This window comes from Thermomicrobium sp. CFH 73360, from assembly GCF_023806465.1.
GTDB lineage: Bacteria > Chloroflexota > Chloroflexia > Thermomicrobiales > Thermomicrobiaceae > Thermomicrobium.
This window is the reverse complement of the sequence record NZ_JAMSLS010000006.1, coordinates 129,382-147,853: the sequence shown is the minus strand read 5'-3', so window position 1 is coordinate 147,853 and position 18,472 is coordinate 129,382. Positions and strand designations below refer to the sequence as shown.

Below are 18,472 nucleotides of genomic sequence, written 5' to 3'. Positions count from 1 at the left end.
CCGATGCACCATTCATCGCCCCAGCTGGCCTGTGGGCGGGCACCTCTCCAGTGGCAGCGCACGACACCCGGCACAGTCCTTCACCCAGCCTCAGGCCTCAACAAAACGGCTCCCTGTCCGGCGCCACCCGAGAATGAAGCGCCCCAATGGACGCACGGGCACCAGAGAGCTCGCCTCACCCACCGGGTGCCCTGGAGTCACTTCCCCCACCTCGCCATGCACACCGGACAGACCGCCTCATGAAGGGTTGGTTTGACCCTTCGGAAGACGTACTGCCTCGTGCCCCGTGGACATCTCACGAGCCAGCCCTCTCCAAGGCACCCAGCAAGCAGCGGTGACGGCCTCACGGTGGCAGACCCGTGGCCCCAGAGGAGTATCGAGACGGTTGAGTGTAGCGTTACACTTGCACTGTGCACGGGCGGGTGCGGGAACCGGGAGGAGGAATCCATGCCGGCACGCAGCAAGGCATTTCAACGTGCCCTCGATGCAGCACTGGACAACCAGGCCCAGCGCCAGGCACTCGAGCGGACGCTGACCCGTTACCGCCAGCGGCGCGCCGAGGCCTTCGCCGAAGTTGACTTCGCTGCACTGCGTGCCGATCTGCGCCGGCGCAAAGAAGCTGCCATCGCGCGTCTACCCGAACTTGTCGAGCAGTTCCAGCATGCGGCCGAAGCGGTCGGCGCAACGGTCTTCCTCGCCCGCACTGCGGAGGACGCTCGCCGCTACGTCGCCGAGCTCGTTCAGCGGCTCGGCGTACGGCTCGTCGTGAAGTCGAAGTCGATGGCTACAGAAGAGATCCGTCTCAATGAGGCGCTGGAGCACGCTGGTGCGCGCGTGGTCGAGACCGACCTTGGGGAGTGGATCGTCCAACTTGCTGGTGAGCGCCCGTCACATCTCATTGGCCCAGCCATTCATAAGTCCCGTGAACAGATCGCGGAACTTTTCTCCCGCGTCCTGGGCCGTCCCATCCCACCCGATCCACCGCAACTCGTTCAGGTGGCACGCGAGGAACTCCGCCGTGCCTTCATCGAGGCTGACATGGGGATCACTGGTGCCAATGCCGCGATCGCCGAAACCGGGACACTTGTCATCGTGACCAATGAGGGGAACGCCGAGCTGGTGGCTACACTCCCACCCGTCCACGTCGCCGTTGTCGGCATCGACAAGATTGTTCCCACACTCGACGATGTGCCACCGCTGCTGCGTGTCCTGCCACGTGCCGGTGCGGCGCAAAAGCTGACCGTGCGGGTGCTCTTTCTCACTGGGCCAACCCGCACCGCCGACATCGAGATCCAGCTTGTCCGTGGTGCCCACGGACCACGGGAGCTGCATATCGTGCTGCTGGACAACGGCCGATTCGCAGCTCGGGAAGATCCGGACTTGAGCGAGGCGCTCCTCTGCATCCGTTGTGGTGCCTGCTCCAACGTCTGCCCACCCTATCAGGTTGTCAGCGGCCACCTCTTTGGACACATCTACACCGGGCCGATTGGTCTCCCCCTCACCGCCATCCACCACGGCCTGGAAGCCGTGGCTGACCCCCAGAGTCTCTGTGTCTCCTGCAACGCCTGTGAGACAGTCTGCCCCGTGCTGATTCCCATCCCACGGTTGATCCTTGACGTCCGGGCCCGAGTCGCCGAACAGCTTGGCCTACCCTTCATGAAGCGGGCTGTGCTGGAGCGCTGGAGCGACCCAGCACGTGGCGACCACTGGGCGCGATTGGCCGCGTTCGCTGCTGCCCCGTTTGCCGACCGGGACGGGTTCCTTCGCTCACTTCCCTTCGTCAATGGGGCAACCAGTGAGCGACACCTTCTCGCTCCGTCTCGTCGACCATTACGTGACCAACTCCGCCACCTCACACCGCAAGAAGCACTCGCTCGCCCTGCGCCAGAGCCGCTCTTTGCGGGAAGCAAGGTGGTCGGACGCACCGTCGCGTTTTTCCCCGGCTGCCTTATTGACCGGCTTCTCCCCGAAATGGGCCGTGCTACCGTGGAGGTCCTCGAGGCCTGTGGCTGCCGCGTTCTCTTTCCGCCGGAGCAACACTGCTGCGGCCTCGTTGCCAGCAACGCTGGCGATCGCCGCCACGCGCGCGAGCTCGCTCGGCAGACGGTCGAGGCGCTGGAGCGTGTCGAGGCCGACTGGATCGTGACCCCCTCGACGAGCTGCTACGCAGCGATTGCCCAGGACTACCAGCACCTCTTCCGCAACGAGCCTGCCTGGCGTGAGCGCGCCACCCGCGTCGCCGAGCGGCTGATCGACTTCGTGCGCTTCCTCGACCAGGTCGCTCAACTCGGCCCACAGGACTGGACACGACCGGGGCCGGTGGTGACCTACCACGACAGCTGTCAGTCGGCGAACGCCTTGGGACTCCGCGACCAGCCACGGCGGCTCCTGACCGAGGTCTTGGGCTGCCAAATGGTCGAAATGCAGGAGTCGAGTTTCTGCTGCGGCTTCGGTGGTACCTTCAGTCTCGACTACCCGCGGCTGTCTGCCGCTATTTTGGAGCGCAAGCTGCGCACGGCTGCCGAGACGGGAGCACCGCTCATTGTTGCCGATAACCCTGGCTGCCTGATGCAGATCCGCGGCGGCTTGCACGCACGAGGCAATCCACAGCGTGCGGTCCACATCGCCGAGCTCGCAGCTGAACGACTGGCCGACCTTGCACGCACATTGAGGGGCTCCCATGCGAACGCGCGTTCGCATGGGGTGGATTCGACGTCCCAGATCGATGTGTCTGAGCCAAGAGGCATTCCTCAGTGAGGGACGAAGGATGCATTCGCATCAGCATCACACGCCACTCCGACTGCGTGGGGAACAGAAGCAGCGCACGCTCACCTGGGCACTCGCCATCACCCTTGCCTTCATGCTTGCTGAGGCGATTGGCGGCTGGATTGCCGGGTCGCTCGCTCTGCTTGCCGATGCGGCCCACATGGCGACGGACGCAGCAGCACTGGCACTGGCGCTCTTTGCCAGTTGGCTAGCACGTCGTCCCGCGACACCAGCACGGTCCTATGGCTTTTACCGCGCCGAGGTGCTGGCAGCCCTGAGCAACGCCGCCTTCCTTGTCCTCATCTGCATCGGCATCTTTTGGGAGGCAGCTCAACGGGTACTCGACCCGCGTCCTGTCGACGCGCCGCTCATGCTGGCCATCGCGGTCGCCGGGCTGGGCGCCAACGGTGCGGCGGCCTGGCTCCTCACCCGCAGTGCGCTGCACCGCCATGATGTCAATTTGCGCAGCGCCTTCCTTCATGTCGTCGGCGATCTCCTCGGCTCGGTTGCCGCCATCGTTGCCGGCCTGATCATCCTGCTCACCAATTGGACACCCATCGATCCGATCCTCTCGGCCGGTATCGGTCTCCTTGTTCTGCGTTCAGCCTGGCGCGTGCTCTGGGATTCAGTCGAAGTGCTCCTCGAGGCCACGCCGGCCCATATTGCTCCAGAACAGGTCCGTGCAGCCATGCTCCAAGTCCCCGGCGTGCGTGACGTCCATGACCTTCATATTTGGACGGTGACCTCGGGCTTTGTCGCCCTCAGCGGCCACGTCGAAGTGGACGAGACACGCCCCTGGTCCGCCGTCCTGCTTGATCTCGCGCAGATCCTCCGGGATCGCTTTGGCATCCTGCACGTCACGCTGCAGCCTGAACAGCCAGCAGCACTCCCGGAGGCGTTCCGCGGCTGCTCGCTCGAATCTCCAGAAGGGCTGCGGAGTTGCTTGCTACCACTTGATGAGGTGACAACTGCACCGCACCGGCACTGACACGCTCGAGTGGCCACCTGGGCCCGTCCTCCAACGCATCGGAGTTCTCCCTTGGGCCGCCTGTGTCTTCACGCTCCGCTGCATTGTTTCAGTCGGTCGTTGGGGCATCGTTCCCGCCGACCGCCTCACCTCAAACAGCCACTCGTTTTCACCCCATGCGAACGCACGTTCGCATGGGGCCCCCCAATTCGTCAGTAGCACACCGTACGACGAGCCAACCACTTCCCCTCATTCTGCTGATCGATTACAATCGCCCAGCAAAGAGCGTGATGCAGCCAAGCAGAGTGGAGGACAAGCGTGAGCACAGCCGAAACCGTAAAGTTCGTTTTGACTGAGGCTGATCTCCCGACCCACTGGTACAACCTCGCCGCCGATCTGCCCACCCTCCCGCCACCTCCCATCCATCCCGCGACGGGGGAGCCGATCGGCCCGACGGAACTCGAACCGCTCTTCCCGATGGAGCTCATCCTACAGGAAGTGACGCGCGAGCGCTGGGTGGAGATTCCCGAGCCAGTCCGCGCTGTCTACCGGCTCTGGCGCCCTACCCCTTTGTATCGTGCGCGGCGACTGGAGCAGGCACTGCAAACCCCAGCCCGCATCTACTACAAGTACGAAGGTGTGAGCCCTGCGGGCAGCCACAAGCCGAACACCGCGGTCGCCCAGGCCTACTACAACAAGCAGGCCGGCGTCCGACGCTTGACGACCGAGACCGGTGCTGGGCAATGGGGTAGTGCTCTGGCCATGGCCTGCGCCTTCTTCGATCTCGAGCTGAAGGTCTACATGGTGCGAGCCAGCTACGAGCAGAAGCCCTATCGGCGCGTGCTCATGGAAACCTGGGGCGCCCAGTGCGTCCCGAGTCCCAGCCCTGACACACAGGCTGGTCGACGCATTTGGGAACAGGATCCCAACCATCCCGGCAGCCTGGGGATTGCCATCAGCGAGGCGGTGGAAGATGCAGCCTCCCGTGCCGACACCAAGTATTCGCTGGGCAGTGTGCTCAACCACGTCCTCCTGCATCAGACCGTGATTGGGCTCGAAGCTCAGCGGCAGTTCGCGCTGGCCGGGGACTACCCCGACGTCATCTTCGGCTGCGTTGGCGGTGGCTCAAACTTTGCCGGGCTCACCTTCCCCTTCGTCCGCGACAAACTCGCCGGGAAGCCAGTCCGTATTGTCGCCGTCGAACCGACTGCCTGTCCGTCCCTGACCCGCGGTGTCTACACCTACGACTTTGGCGACACTGCACGCACCACACCGCTCCTCAAGATGCACACGCTGGGTCACACGTTCATCCCGGCACGCATCCATGCCGGCGGGCTGCGCTACCACGGCATGGCACCGCTGGTCAGCCACCTCTATGAGCATGGCCTGATCGAGGCAATTGCCTTGCCACAGACCAAGGTCTTCGAAGGTGCGGTGCTCTTCGCCCGCGCCGAAGGGATCATTCCGGCACCAGAGTCAGCCCACGCTGTCCGCGCCGCTATCGATGAGGCGCGTCGGTGCGCCGAAACGGGTGAGGAGAAGGCGATTCTGATCGGCCTGAGCGGACACGGCCACTTCGACCTCGCTGCCTACCAGTCCTATCTGGCCGGACAGCTGGAAGACTACGAGTATCCCGAGGAGGCGGTTCAGCAGGCGCTGGCTGAGCTCCCCAAGGTCGGCGGGTGAGGTGGCAGCCAACGCCCAGTGAGTTAGACTCTCCGCATCGCAGGCCAGCACCGGCCAGTGCTGCTGGCTCTTGATCGGATCTCCTTGCCCTCCGCGGGGTCTGAAAGAGCTGCCCCGCTCGTCCTCGTGCGACGTCCTACCAGGTGCGTGATCGCTGGCAGGACGTCGCACCACGAGACGCTGGACGCAGATACGAAGACGCACCCGTCGCGTCGAGGAGACAGCGAACGATCTCCGGACCGTCCGAGCACGGATGTCGATTTGATCTACAATCATCGTACGAGAGGAGTACGTGCAGTGTCTCCGAGTGTCGAAGAGTTTCGCCAGTTGTTACGGCTTGTTGAGCAGGATCCGGAACTCCGCGAGGAACTCCGGCGACACGTGCTGACCGAAGAACTCCTGCGGCTTCCAGCAGTCGTACGCGATCACGGTGAGCGTCTGACGCGTCTCGAAGCAAGTGTTGCCGAGCTCGTTCAAGCTGTCCGTGAACTCACCGACGTCGTGCGTGGTTACGATATTCGCTTCGCGCACGTCGAGCGCGAATTGACCGAACTCCGCCATGCTGTGCAGGAACTCGCCGCGACGACGCGGGAACACAGTGCTCGCCTGGCTCGCCTCGAGGAACTCTCCGCTCAGCACGCCGAACGCTTGGCCCGCCTCGATGCCCTCCTCGCCCGCCAGAATGAGCGATTAGAGCAGCTCGAACGTGATTCTCAAGAGTTCCGAGCAGCCCTCACACAGCTGACTGAAGCTGTCGCTCGGCTCGCCCGGAAAAGTGCTGAACATGACCGCAAATTGGATCGTTTCTCGCTGCTTCTCGGCGCCTACCTCGAACGCGATGCCGCCGAGCGCCTCACCCGCTTCTTTGAGGCAGAAGGGTGGCATCTCCGCGAGCGACCGCGTTCCATCACAGTCAACGGGGAATTCGATGTTGTCGCCGCATTTACTCGCGGCAACGAAACCGTCTGGATTCTCATCGAGTCCAAAGCGCGCATCTACCCCCGCGATGTCGCAGCGTTCGCAAAGAAATTGCAGGACATCCGGGTTCGCGCACGCCTCGCGGAGCACGGGATACGCGGACGAGTCCACCCCTTCATGGTCGGTGGCAATATCGAGCGGGGTGTGGACGAAACGTGCCGTAACCTCGGTGTCGGACTCATCGATGTCCTCGGCATTGCGGTCCGGCCCTCGAGCATGCCCGTCGACTAATCCCGATTGAGTAGCTCACGGGCCCGAGCGAACACCGCGTCAAACATCGGCTCGCTGAGAAGGCCTGTCTGTGTATTCCGCCGGCTCGGGTGATAGCTGGCGAGGAGCCAGAGCCCTCCAGCACGCCAAGGAAGGGTTCGCCAGCGGAAAAGCGCACCGTGCTGAAAACGTGGACGCGGGGACCCCTCGCCCTCGACTGGCTCGGGTCGTCCCGTTCCCAGCTCACCGAGTGCCGCAAGAGCTGCTGCAAAGGCAATCTGGCCCAGGCACACGACCACGCGCGCCCGCTCCAGCAGCTGAAGCTCCCGCACCAGATACGGTCGGCAGTTGGCGAGCTCCTCGCGACTCGGCCGATTGTCAGGTGGAGCACACCGGCAGGAGGCGGTCACATACGCATCGCGGAGCTCCAGCCCATCGTCACGCGAGCGACTTGTCGGTTGGTTAGCGAAGCCGGCACGGTAGAGTGCGCGGTACAGCCAATCTCCTGAAGCATCGCCGGTAAACATGCGCCCCGTTCGGTTCCCGCCGTGCGCCGCTGGTGCCAGCCCCACAATGACCAACCGTGCCGCCCGATCTCCGAACCCCGGTACCGGCCTCCCCCAGTATGCTTCGTCCTGATAGGCCCGGCGTTTCCTCTCAGCAACCGCCTGCCGATACTCGACCAAGCGAGGACACCGCACGCAAGCCACAATCTCCGCAGCAAGCCCAGGAAACGCCTCCTTCTCCACCGCCTCCTCCATCGCTCACCGGACGGCAGTCCGCCGTTCCCCGTATTGTCATCCCCTTGGTAGCGTACTGCGAGGAGCTCGCATCCTACGCTGACACTTCATGCCAAGGGGACGGCGCACCCGCACATCCCGACGTTCGGGGCTCCCGCGCCAGAGATCACGTCCCGCTCCTCACCGTTGGCCGTGTTCGGCCAAGACAACCTCTTTCACCGAGCACGCAACACTACCACACAGCTTTCGTCGCCCCCGCTAGACACACCGTGCCCTCGGATCTGTCTGTGGAGTTCGCGCTCACATCAGATCCCCGGCCGTCCATTTGGGCTGGAGCTCGCCAAGAGCACGCGCAGGTCAGGCTGAGCCTCGGTGAACATGGAAGGCACACGACACGATCGCCTGAGATACTGCGGTTCCTCGTCTCTTCCCGCGGGCGTGGCCGGTTCCCCGTCACCACGGTGGGCGCGGTGCACCACGCCCCTCCACACCAGCCGCTGCCGTACATTCGCGCTGCTACCTGACGCTTCCGCTCAGGGTCACGCTGCTTCTCCGGCTCACGAGCGTGCTCCTGCTGCCGCACTGTCTGTGGCAACACCGTTTAGGAACTGAAGACAAGGACCACAAAAACCAGCCCAACACACGTCCCCAGCAGAATCAAGCCCAGGCAGCCGATACCGCCATACGCGAACGCCCGCTCCCAGCTCCCAGTGAGCTGGTAGGCCAACGCGTACCGCCGGGCCAGTAACCCCGAGACCACCGGCACCGCGACCCAGACTGGAAGCGTGAGGCAGGCCGCGATCCCAAGCGTCACAACACTGAGTGCCACAAGAGCCCCTAGGAGAAGGAGCCAGCCAAAGAAGAGGCCCACCCCGAGCGCAAGACGGCCAACATAGGCCTGTCCAACACCGAGGATGCCAAACCACCCAAAGATCGTCTCCAGCGCGAGCGCAATCCAGCCAGTCGTCTCAACATCGACGTCACGCTGTGGGAGCGATGAGGATGGTTGTCCAGTCGGTCCACTTGTGCCCGGCGTCCCGTTCGCCGGTTCTGGGAGTTCACCGAGCCGCTCCATGATGCCCCCTCCACCCCCTGCAGGAACTTGCCGAAAGATTGTGCTAAGATTCATTCGTTGTTCCACCATTGTCAATGGTGAGTTGCTTTTTGTCCCTTGCGCCCTTCCCTGCAGGCCTGCTGTTCAGTATCGAGCACCCAACGTCTCTGGACCTTCTGCCCGACCCTCCTGCTCTTTCCTCGGCTGCTGGAGTAGCTGAGAGTCTCCTCTGACGTGCCGGCCGTCCTTCTCGGGCAGCAAGACATCTCCTCGCCGCACACTCACGCTCGCTCTTCCGTTTCTTCGCGATCCGCACCAAGGACGATCTGGCTGGGAGCTCCCAACTCGCTGTTGTCCTCGGAACACGCAGCCAGCAGAAGCGCTCTATGCATCACGCGGCACGATGAGCAATAGATAGGTTGTACTGCAGTTGGTGAATCACCAGCAGCGCGGAATCAGGTGAGGACTTCCTTTGCCACCTGGTGCGTACACCCGTGGTGCAAGCATCCTCCCCAAGGGCTGACGGCGCCTTTCAAACGCAGCGCCGACTTCCCGTGCACCACGCTGATGTCGGCAGGAAATCCTCCTCTGCCGTCACGTCCCAGCAGCCGCAGCTCGTGCTACGAGAAGATCCCGATTGCGGCGAACAGCCTTACGCCTGGTGGCAGATCGGGGCATGAACGTCCAAAGCAGCCTGCTCCCTGCTCCGCCGTGCATCGTTCCTTGGCAGGTCTGCACCGGAGCACATGCTGGTGCGTGCTCACTCGCTGCAACCGGCTCTCTGTGCCCTACCCCCGCGCCGCGACCAATGGAGCCGTTTGTGCTGCTCGTGCCACGGCCAGCACGTAGTCGGCCACGCGCCCCGGGATGTCGACCCCGGTCGGCGCAATCGAGTTGCGAAACTCCATCGTCGCGTTGACCTCGTTGACCAAGAGCCCTCGCTCCGGATGTTCCAACACGTCCACCGCCAGCACGCCGCCCCCTAAAGCACGCGCCACGCGCCCACAGAGTTCGGCAAGTTCCGGCGTCACCGGGCAGTTCGAGGCGCGCCCGCCCCGCGCGGTATTCGTCACCCAATGTGCAGACGTGCGGTAGATGGCGCAAATCGTTTCCTCGCCGACGACGAACGCCCGGATGTCACGGCCCGGCTTGGGCACCCACTCCTGGACGTAGATTGTCCCGTGGTGGAAGCCACCGAGTGCCCGCTTGTGCCGCAGGAGCTCCTCGGCAGTCCGCCGACTGTGGACGCGCGCCAGCAGCCGCCCCCAGGACCCCAGTGGCGGCTTGATCACCACCGGATAGCCCAGTTGCTCCGCAGCTGCAAGCGCTTCCTCTGGGCTGAAAGCGACCACGACCCGCGGCTGTGGAATCCCGGCCGCTGCCAAGAGCGCAGTGGTCCGCAGCTTGTCATTACAGATCTCCAGGATTCGTGTCGAATTGACGACCGGAACCCCCCAGGCCTCGAAGACGCTCGCGACGTGCAGCCCACGGAGCTGGCTCACCGAACGCTCGATCACCACATCGTAGCGGGGCGGCGGGGTACTCAAATCGAGTCGCAGCTGTCGATCGAAGAGACGCTCGACGACTGCGCCACGTTGTTCAAGGGCTGCGATTAAGAGGCGCTCTTCAGCCCGCAAAACACCATAGACAACACCGACGCGTAGACGCTCCACGAGTATCCTCCAGCTCTCGACAACACTTGACCGACCGCACTGGGCAAGAGACCATGCGCCTGCTGCTCAGGCGAGGCGTTTGGGCCCGCGTTTGTGCGGTTGGGCTCCGTGCGTCGTGCGAAGCCGGAGTTCGCGCGTCACCCGCTGACGAGGAAGCAGCTCTCTTGTCGACCGCAGGCTGTGTGACTGGAGTACAGGGATTCGTGATGCCAAGCGCGAGGTCCCAGGAGTGGGGCTCGAGAGCAACGCGAGGCGGGGTGCCAGGTGCGGTATGCGCCAGCGCGCAGCGGCACACACCGCGGTGTACCACTGGTGCATACGCCCTACCCCAACTGCTGGGACAACGATGGCTTCCATCTCCTCGCGCGCTTCTTCCATTCCGCGCCTCACAAGCAAAAAACCGCTCGCCCTGGCGGGGGCGAGCGGTGCCGTCTCGCGGTACCACCCCGCTTTGCCGCGCCCTCGCGGGTCGCGGCCTCAACCACTCGGCGCTGGGCCGAGTGCGACCCGATAACGGGGGCCACCGTCGTCGCCTACCCCGCGCCAGGCGCGGCTCGGGACGCAGCTCCGAGGCCTTCTTCCCCATCGGTGACGGGCCGCCTTTCCACCAACCGCGGCTCGCTGGACCGCTCCCGCTGGGTACTCTCCTCTTCGCCGCCTTTGCGCCGCTCCGTTGTTTCGCTTTCAGCCTACATCATCCGTCACCCACTGTCCAGTTTCCCACCGGAAGCGGGCAGGGCTTGGACGGATCACCCCCGGGACAGCGGTAGGGCGCGTCGCCCGTCTCCACATGGCCAACGACCCTGATTCCCCTAAGGACTGCACCCGTCTCGCAACACACCGGAAGGCACACCAAGGCCCCCAGAGTACCTTCTTCGGACCCCGCGTCCAACAGAGCCGGCTCCACGTCCTGGCAGGCCAGCGGTCAACGCAGAGCTGGTACTGCACCGTGCTGCCGCCGCCGTGAGCGCAAGCCGGTCGACCCACCGCGCCACCTGACGACCGTTGCTCCCTTTGCTCCGCGCTTGACAACCCACGCAGGATGACACAAGCTCTCGGGCGAGAGAGGGGCAGGTCACCATGTCCGTTCGGCCCGGCTCAGTCGTCCGGTTCCGTCACCGCGAGTGGATCGTCCTACCGAGCGACAATCCGGAGGTCATGTTGCTCCGTCCGCTGACCGGCACGACTGAAGACGCTGTCCCGATTCACTCCTGGATCTCCCAACTCCTCGGCTCCTCGCTCCTGAGCGAGCGATTACAGCCCGCCCGCTTCCCACCGCCTGACCCCACCCGCCTCACCGATGCGGAGGCTGTCCGTCTCCTGGCACAGGCAGCGCGCCTTCTTCTGCGCGAAGGTGCAGCTCCGCTCCGCTCGCTCGGTCGCATCTCCGTACGCCCACGTCCCTACCAACTCGTCCCCCTGCTCATGGCCCTCCGCCTCAACCCCGTCCGCCTCCTGATTGCCGACGATGTTGGTGTCGGGAAGACGATCGAGGCTGGCCTCATTGCCCGCGAACTCTGGGACAGCCAGGAGATTCATCGCTTCGTCGTCCTCTGTCCGCCGCCGCTCACCGACCAGTGGGCGACCGAGCTCCGCGAGAAATTCCACTTCGATCCGGTTGTCGTCGCCCCGGCGACCTTGGCAGCGCTGGAACGCACCCTCCCACCCGGCCGCCCGGTCTACCGCCACTTTCCCGTCATCGTCGCCTCTCTCGACTTCCTCAAGCTGCCCCGCCACCGTCAGCACTTTCTGGAACACGCGCCTGAACTTGTGATTGTGGACGAGGCTCACGGTGTCGTCCCCGCTTCCAGCGCCGAGCAAGATCCACGCCACCTCCGCTACGAACTCGTCCGGGATCTGGCATCCAACCCACGGCGGCACCTGTTGCTCCTCACCGCCACGCCGCACTCCGGGATCGAGCGCGCCTTCCAACGACTGCTCGGCCTGCTCCACCCGGACTTCGAGCAGTGGGATCCGGATCAGCTCGACAGGGAGCAGCGCGCCCGCCTTGCTCGTCATCTCATCCAGCGTACCCGGACGGATATCCGCGACCAGTGGCCCGAGGCAGCGGACTACTATCCGCAGCGACGGACGGTCGAGCGCCCCTACACCCTGTCAGAGCCGTACGAGCAACTCTTCCGGGAGACCTTCGAGTTCTGTCGCCGACTCGTTGAGCGCAGCCGTGAACTTCCGGATCGCACGCGTCGCTTCCAGTGGTGGGCCGCTCTCACGCTCTTGCGCTGCGTCATGTCCAGTCCCCAGGCCGCCGTCGAGGCGCTCGCCCGCCGCGAGCTCCCGACCGATGACAGCGCCGAGGGAGAGATGCTCCTCACCGGGAACGGCCTGGAAGACGAGGAGCCAGAGTCGCTCGAGACAACGGAGCTGCGTCCGAGTGATGAGGTTCCCACCCCGCGCCTCGAGCGTGCCACCATGCAGCTCCTCTCTCCCACTGATGCCGATCGCCGCCGGCTCGCCGCACTGGCACGGCAGGCCCAGCGGCTCGTCGAGGACACAGCGCAGGACACCAAACTCCAGGCCTGCCTCTCCACAGTCCAGGAACTTGTTGCCGCAGGACATCACCCGATCGTCTGGTGTTTCTTCGTCGACACCGCGGAATACGTCGCGACACAGCTCCGACGGGCGCTGCAACAGGCATTCCCTAACCTCAAGGTCGAGTGCGTGACCGGCCGCCTGGGCGACGAGGAGCGTCGCGACCGGGTCGCCGCGCTCGCCCAGGCACCGCAGCGTGTCCTTGTCGCTACCGACTGTCTGAGTGAGGGAGTCAACCTCCAGGAGTACTTTGACGCAGTCCTCCACTATGATTTGCCCTGGAACCCCAACCGCCTTGAGCAGCGTGAGGGACGGGTCGACCGCTTCGGCCAGCGGCGGGCCGAAGTCGTGGTCGTTCGACTCTATGGTCAAGACAACCCGGTTGACGCCGAGGTCATGTCGATCCTCCTGGAAAAGGCTGACCGGATCCGCCGTGCCCTCGGCACCACGGTGCCGCTCCCGGAGTATGAGGGGTGGCTCGCCGAACTCCTCGTCCACCGACTCTTCGAGCGCCCGCGTCAACTCCAGCTCCATCTTCCCCTCGGTCCCGATCCCACCGAGATGCTCGAGCGCGTCTGGGACGAAAGTGCCGAACGCGAGCGCAAGCGCCGCACAGTCTTTGCCCAACATGCACTCAATCCCACGATCGTCATGCAAGAACTTGCTGCTTGCGACACCGTGCTTGGCGACGAACAGGCCGTCCACGACTTCGTCGCGGCTGCCGCGCAGCGGCTCGGGGCACAGGTCCAGCCGGAGCCCAACAGTGTTTTGCGTCTGAGCAGACTCGCCGACCTTCCCGAGCCAGTCCGACACGCCTTGCCACGTGGGCTCCAGGGGACCTGGCGCCTCGCGTTCACCTACCCGAAGCCCGAAGAGACCGAGTGGGTCGGCCGCAACCATCCCTTTGTGACTGCACTCGCGCATCACCTCTTTGAGCTGGCACTTGAACGTCCCGACAATACCGCCGCCGTCGCCCGCATCGGCGTCCTGCGGACTCGCCGCGTCTCTGAAGTGACGACACTCATGGTCCTGCGCACGCGCTTCCTCTTGCGGCGTCCGGAGCACGCCGAGCTGGTCCTCGAGGAGGTGCTGACGCTCGGCTGCGACCTCTTCGCCACGCAGTGGTTGGATCCAGACACGGCTCGCAACCTCCTCGACTCGGTGCGACCGGAAGCGGAAATTCCGCTCGCGGAACGGCGGGAGTTCGCCGAGCACGCCCTGCAGGTGCTCCAAGCACAGCTTGAGCAACCTGAGCCCACTGGCCCACTCGCGAACGTCTTGGAGGACCGCGCAGCGCGCCTCGAGCAGGCTCATCGCCGTCTGCGTGCGGCTGCGGAACTCCCCCGCCGCGAGGTGACCGTGCAGCCACTGTGGCCGCCCGACTTGATTGCCATGGTGGTGCTCCAGCCATTCGTCGGCAGCTGACCGTACCGCTTGCCAACCGACGCACGTCCGCCGAGCACCAGACCCGCGAGTCCTCCTTTCCACGCCACCACGAGCCCTTGCCAACCGACTCACCGCACCCGGATAATCTCAGCCCAGCCGAACCGTTGTGTCAGCATCCACGCTCCAGACGAGGGGGAGGAGTGGTGCTATGGTGCTCGCGGTCACTCAAGAACTCGCTCGTACCACCACCCCCGCCATTCGCCTGGTCGGCGGCCTCTTCTCGCCCGACCTCCTCGAGCAGCTCCGCACCGATCCCACCAAGCTCCGCGGTCAACGGCCCCGTGACTTCGGCTTCCCAGACGACCGCGCTCTCCGCGACGACATCGCTGAGGCGTACCGCGACGCACTCGAACTCTGGCACATCTTCCAGCGCCGCCTGGAGCGGCTCCCGGAATCGGAGCGTGCAACGTCTCTCACCCGCGACGCCTGGGTTGTCCCGCTCTTCAGTCGCCTCGGCTACGAGGTAGAGCGCAACCCACGCGCATACGAACTCGGGGACAGGAGCTACCCCATTTCCCACCGTGCTGGTCCCGCAGAAGACGCCCCACCCATCCATATCGCCGGCGCCCGCCAGGAGCTCGGCCGTGTCGACCCCTCGGGTCGGCCGCGTCTCTCCCCCCACGCCCTCGTCCAGGAGTTCCTTGACCGGCACGGCCACCTCTGGGGCATCACCACCAACGGGTGCACTCTCCGCCTCCTCCGCGCTTCACCCGGCCTCCGCACCCAGACCTACCTCGAATTCGACCTGCAACAGATCTTCGCTCAGGAGCGGTTCAGCGACTTTGTTGTCCTCTACCGACTCCTCCACCGCACCCGTCTCCCGGAAAGCCTCCAGGACGCCGACCAGTGTGTGCTGGAGGTCTATCACCAGGACTCGATTCAGCAAGGCAGTCGCGCTCGCGAACGCTTGCGCGAGGGGGTCGAACAAGCCCTGCTCGCCCTCGGCAACGGCTTCCTCCGCCACCGGGCCAATAGCGACCTGCGTGAGGCGCTCCGGCAGGGCGAAGTGACCCCGGCCGGCTACTACGAACTCCTCCTTCGCCTGGTCTACCGGCTCCTCTTCCTCCTGGTCACCGAGGAGCGCGGCCTCCTCGGCGGCAACGACCTCTACCGCCAAGGCTACGCAGTGGAGCGCTTACGCCGCCTGAGCGAGGAGCCCCGTCGCTACGATGACCACGACGATCTCTGGGCCGGCCTCATCGTCCTCTTCGAGCTCCTGCGCGGTGGCAGCCAGCTGCCGGATGGCCGCCCACTTGCCGCCCTGCTCGACCTCCCCGTCCTCGATGGCGAACTCTTCCGCTGTGAGACGTTCGAACACTGGCAACTCGCCAACCGCGACCTCCTGACGGCAATCAGCGCGCTCTCCCGTATCCAGGTGGAGAATCACGGCCCGCGACGGCGCATCAACTACGCCGCGCTTGACGTCGAGGAACTCGGCTCGGTCTATGAGAGCCTGCTCGACCACGCCCCGGTCATCGACCTCGACGACTCCACCCCCTTCGGCTTCGCCCGCGGCACCGAGCGCAAGTCGACCGGGAGCTACTACACCCCACCCGAACTTGTCCGGGAACTGGTCGAAAGTGCACTCGAGCCGGTGCTCCACGCCCGGCTCCGTGCGGCGCGGACTCGCGAGGAGAAGGAGCGCGCGATCCTCAACCTGAACGTCTGCGACCCGGCCGCCGGCTCCGGCCACTTCCTCCTGGCGGCTGCCCGTCGCCTGGCACGTGAACTCGCCCGCGTCCGCACCGGCGAGGAGGAACCGGCACCGGAGCGCCAGCGCGAGGCACTCCGCGAGGTCGTTGCCCACTGTCTCTACGCGGTCGATAAGAACCCACTCGCCGTCGAGCTCTGCAAGGTGGCCCTCTGGATCGAGGCCCACACCCCCGGCCAACCCCTCACCTTCCTCGACCACCGGATCAAGTGTGGCGACTCGCTCATCGGCGTCTTTGACTTGAACGTCCTCAAACGCGGCATCCCTGATAAGGCCTATGAGCGGGACGACTCCGCCGAGAAGGAGGCAGCACGGGCGATCCGGAAACGCAACCGCGTGGAGCGGGACAAAGGGCAGCTCGCGCTTGGCGTCGGCGCAGTGGAATTGGACGACACGATCTTCGATCTTGGCGTCCGTCTCGAAGAGATCGAGCGGATGCCCGAGCGGACGGTGGAGGAGCGACTGGCCAAGCAGCAGGCCTACGCAGCGCTGGACCGTGACCCGCAGCTTCTGCGGTTGCGACAGGCCTGCGACCTCTGGACGGCTGCCTTCTTCGCCGACCTGCGGGAGGGTGAGACGGTCCCAACGACCGACCACGTCCGCCGCGCCTTGGCCAACACCCCGGTCAACCAGAAGGTCGCGAGTACTGCGGCAGCGCTCGCCAGTGAGCTTCGCTTCTTTCACTGGCCGCTCGAGTTCCCCGACGTCTTTGCCGCCGGCGGCTTCGACGTCGTCCTCGGCAACCCACCGTGGGAGCGGGTGAAACTACAGGAGGAGGAATTTTTCGCCTCGCGTGATCCCTGGATTGCTAGGGCACCGAATGCTGCTGAGCGCAAGAAACGGATCGAGGCTCTGGGGCAGCGGAACCCGTCCCTTCTGGCTGCCTACCGGCGTGCGCTGTGGGTTTCAAAGGCGGTGAGCGGCTTCCTCCGCGAGAGCGAGCGCTTCCCGCTTGGCAGCGTCGGCGATGTGAACACCTATCAGGTCTTCACCGAACTCGCCTGGCAGCTGCTCAATACAAGCGGGCGAGCAGGGCTCGTCGTCCCCACCGGCATCGCTACGGACTACGGTAACCGCCAGCTCTTCAGCACGCTGGTCGAGCGCCGTGCCCTGGTTAGCCTCTTTGACTTCGAGAACCGGAAGGGGATCTTCCCCGAAGTGGATAGTCGCATCCGTTTCTCCCTCCTGACCCTGGCCCGGAGCGGACACGATGCGCCGCGCTTCGCCTTCCTCCTGCACCAAACCGAGCAGCTCTCTGATCCCGAGCGCATCTATACACTGACCGCCGAGGACATCGCCCGCATCAACCCCAACACTGGCACTGCCCCAGTGTTCGCGAGCCGACACGAGGCCGAACTCGTCCGCCGCATCTACCGCCGCGTCCCGGTGCTGGTGCGTGAACATGACCCGGACGGGAATCCGTGGGGAGTGACGTTCTTCACAATGTTCCATATGTCCAACGACTCCTCTCTCTTCCGCACCCGTGCCGAGCTCGAGCAGGCCGGATTCGTCCTGCGTGGCAACGTCTTCGTGCGGGGTGAGGAACGCTACCTCCCGCTCTACGAGGCCAAGCTCCTGCACCAGTTCGACCACCGCTGGGCAAGTTACGGCGGCCCGGGGCGCCTGGGAGCACCGCCCGAGGCCGGTGGCCCGCCGTTCCTTGACCGTGCACCGCGCGACGCAGATGATGCCGTCGAGCTCACGCTGCAGGCCAAGGGCGACCCGACGCTCGTCGTTCTGCCGCGCTACTGGGTCCCTGAGGCCGAGGTCAGCACCCGGCTCGCCCGCAAGGGCTGGTCGCACCCCTGGCTCCTCGGCTGGCGAGGCATCACGAATGCCACCAACGAACGCACCGTCATCGCCAGCGTCCTGCCGGCAGTGGGGGTGGGGAACAGTTTCTTCCTTCTAATTCCAGGAAAGTCACACACGGACGTGAATTTCGCGCTGCTCTCGAACTTTAATGCACTGATCCTCGATCATATCGCACGCGTAAAACTTGCAGGCACAAATCTCAACTTCTACATCATCGAGCAGCTCCCCATCCTCCCGCCCGCCACCTATACCGAGCCCTGTCCGTGGCATCCGGGATTGACGCTGGCCGAGTGGATCCGCCCGCGTGTCCTGGAGCTCGTCTACACTGCCTGGGACGTTGCCCCCTTCGCACGCGACCTCGGGGACGAGGGCCCGCCCTTCCGCTGGGACCCCGACCGCCGCGCAGAGCTCCGCGCCGAGCTGGACGCCGCCTACTGCCTCCTCTATGGCCTCGAGCGCAGTGAGGTCGAGCACGTGCTCGGCAGCTTCCCTGTCCTGCGGAAAAACGAGGAACAAGCCTACGGCGAGTACCGCACCGCGCGGCTGGTACTCGCCGCGTTCGATGCGCTCGTCACCGCGCGCACCCTCGGCGAACCGTACCGCTCGCCACTCGTTCCCCCACCCGGTGACGACCGGGTGCGGTGGGGTGGTGCCGAACCTGCAGGAGACCGCTCTTCCCGGCGCTGATACCGGTCTCCGCAGTCGGGAAAGGGGCTCAACTGGCCTCTGAACCCGCATGCCTTTACTGACCAGGTTTCACTCCCAGCGGGCCCAAAGCGAGATCGCACGTGTCCCGCTCAGTCCACCAAGTCGCCAGCACCCGCGCGGCCTCACTCGTGCTGAGGGACGAGAGAACGTGAGACGCCGAGAGGTCCATCG

General features: G+C 65.0%; 9 protein-coding genes. 6 read left to right on the top strand and 3 right to left on the bottom strand.

Annotated elements, in window-relative coordinates; translation table 11 throughout:
• Positions 1 to 447: 447 nt before the first annotated feature.
• From NET03_RS11150 to NET03_RS11135, 4 genes are all read left to right on the top strand, one after another.
• A complete protein-coding gene (locus NET03_RS11150; RefSeq protein ID WP_252129001.1) occupies positions 448 to 2,757 on the top strand; it encodes an LUD domain-containing protein in 2,310 nt (769 codons plus the stop codon).
• A gap of 10 nt (positions 2,758 to 2,767) precedes the next feature.
• Entirely contained in the window at positions 2,768 to 3,754 is a 987-nt protein-coding gene (locus tag NET03_RS11145) for a cation diffusion facilitator family transporter (protein ID WP_252129000.1), read from the top strand.
• A gap of 297 nt (positions 3,755 to 4,051) precedes the next feature.
• Positions 4,052 to 5,419, top strand: coding sequence for a TrpB-like pyridoxal phosphate-dependent enzyme (locus tag NET03_RS11140; protein WP_252128999.1), 1,368 nt, complete (start codon positions 4,052 to 4,054; stop codon positions 5,417 to 5,419).
• A gap of 297 nt (positions 5,420 to 5,716) precedes the next feature.
• The gene (locus NET03_RS11135) at positions 5,717 to 6,628 is read left to right on the top strand and encodes a hypothetical protein (protein ID WP_252128998.1); all 912 of its coding nucleotides are present in this window, start codon (positions 5,717 to 5,719) and stop codon (positions 6,626 to 6,628) included.
• Here the strand turns inward: NET03_RS11135 and NET03_RS11130 are convergent.
• From NET03_RS11130 to lysX, 3 genes are all read right to left on the bottom strand, one after another.
• A complete protein-coding gene (locus NET03_RS11130) occupies positions 6,625 to 7,368 on the bottom strand; it encodes a uracil-DNA glycosylase (protein WP_286207408.1) in 744 nt (247 codons plus the stop codon). The genes NET03_RS11135 and NET03_RS11130 overlap by 4 nt on opposite strands.
• Before the next feature lie 580 nt (positions 7,369 to 7,948).
• Positions 7,949 to 8,422 (bottom strand): hypothetical protein, encoded by a 474-nt coding sequence (locus NET03_RS11125; protein ID WP_252128996.1) that lies wholly within the window; start codon positions 8,420 to 8,422, stop codon positions 7,949 to 7,951.
• A gap of 767 nt (positions 8,423 to 9,189) precedes the next feature.
• A complete protein-coding gene (gene lysX, locus NET03_RS11120; protein ID WP_252128995.1) occupies positions 9,190 to 10,074 on the bottom strand; it encodes a lysine biosynthesis protein LysX in 885 nt (294 codons plus the stop codon).
• A gap of 1,080 nt (positions 10,075 to 11,154) precedes the next feature.
• Here lysX and NET03_RS11115 point away from each other — a divergent pair.
• Both NET03_RS11115 and NET03_RS11110 read left to right on the top strand, forming a co-directional pair.
• Positions 11,155 to 14,049 carry a DUF8741 domain-containing protein gene (locus NET03_RS11115; RefSeq protein WP_252128994.1) on the top strand — a complete coding sequence of 965 codons (2,895 nt, stop codon included), beginning with the start codon at positions 11,155 to 11,157 and terminating at the stop codon, positions 14,047 to 14,049.
• A gap of 169 nt (positions 14,050 to 14,218) precedes the next feature.
• The gene (locus tag NET03_RS11110; protein WP_286207407.1) at positions 14,219 to 18,280 is read left to right on the top strand and encodes an Eco57I restriction-modification methylase domain-containing protein; all 4,062 of its coding nucleotides are present in this window, start codon (positions 14,219 to 14,221) and stop codon (positions 18,278 to 18,280) included.
• Positions 18,281 to 18,472 lie beyond the last annotated feature (192 nt).

Excerpts from the sequence above, each read along its gene's own strand:
- NET03_RS11150 (WP_252129001.1), top strand. The coding sequence starts at position 448 with ATGCCGGCACGCAGCAAGGCATTTCAACGTGCCCTCGATGCAGCACTG.
- NET03_RS11145 (WP_252129000.1), top strand. The coding sequence starts at position 2,768 with ATGCATTCGCATCAGCATCACACGCCACTCCGACTGCGTGGGGAACAG.
- NET03_RS11130 (WP_286207408.1), bottom strand. The coding sequence starts at position 7,368 with ATGGAGGAGGCGGTGGAGAAGGAGGCGTTTCCTGGGCTTGCTGCGGAG.
- NET03_RS11125 (WP_252128996.1), bottom strand. The coding sequence starts at position 8,422 with ATGGAGCGGCTCGGTGAACTCCCAGAACCGGCGAACGGGACGCCGGGC.
- NET03_RS11115 (WP_252128994.1), top strand. The coding sequence starts at position 11,155 with ATGTCCGTTCGGCCCGGCTCAGTCGTCCGGTTCCGTCACCGCGAGTGG.
- NET03_RS11110 (WP_286207407.1), top strand. The coding sequence starts at position 14,219 with ATGGTGCTCGCGGTCACTCAAGAACTCGCTCGTACCACCACCCCCGCC.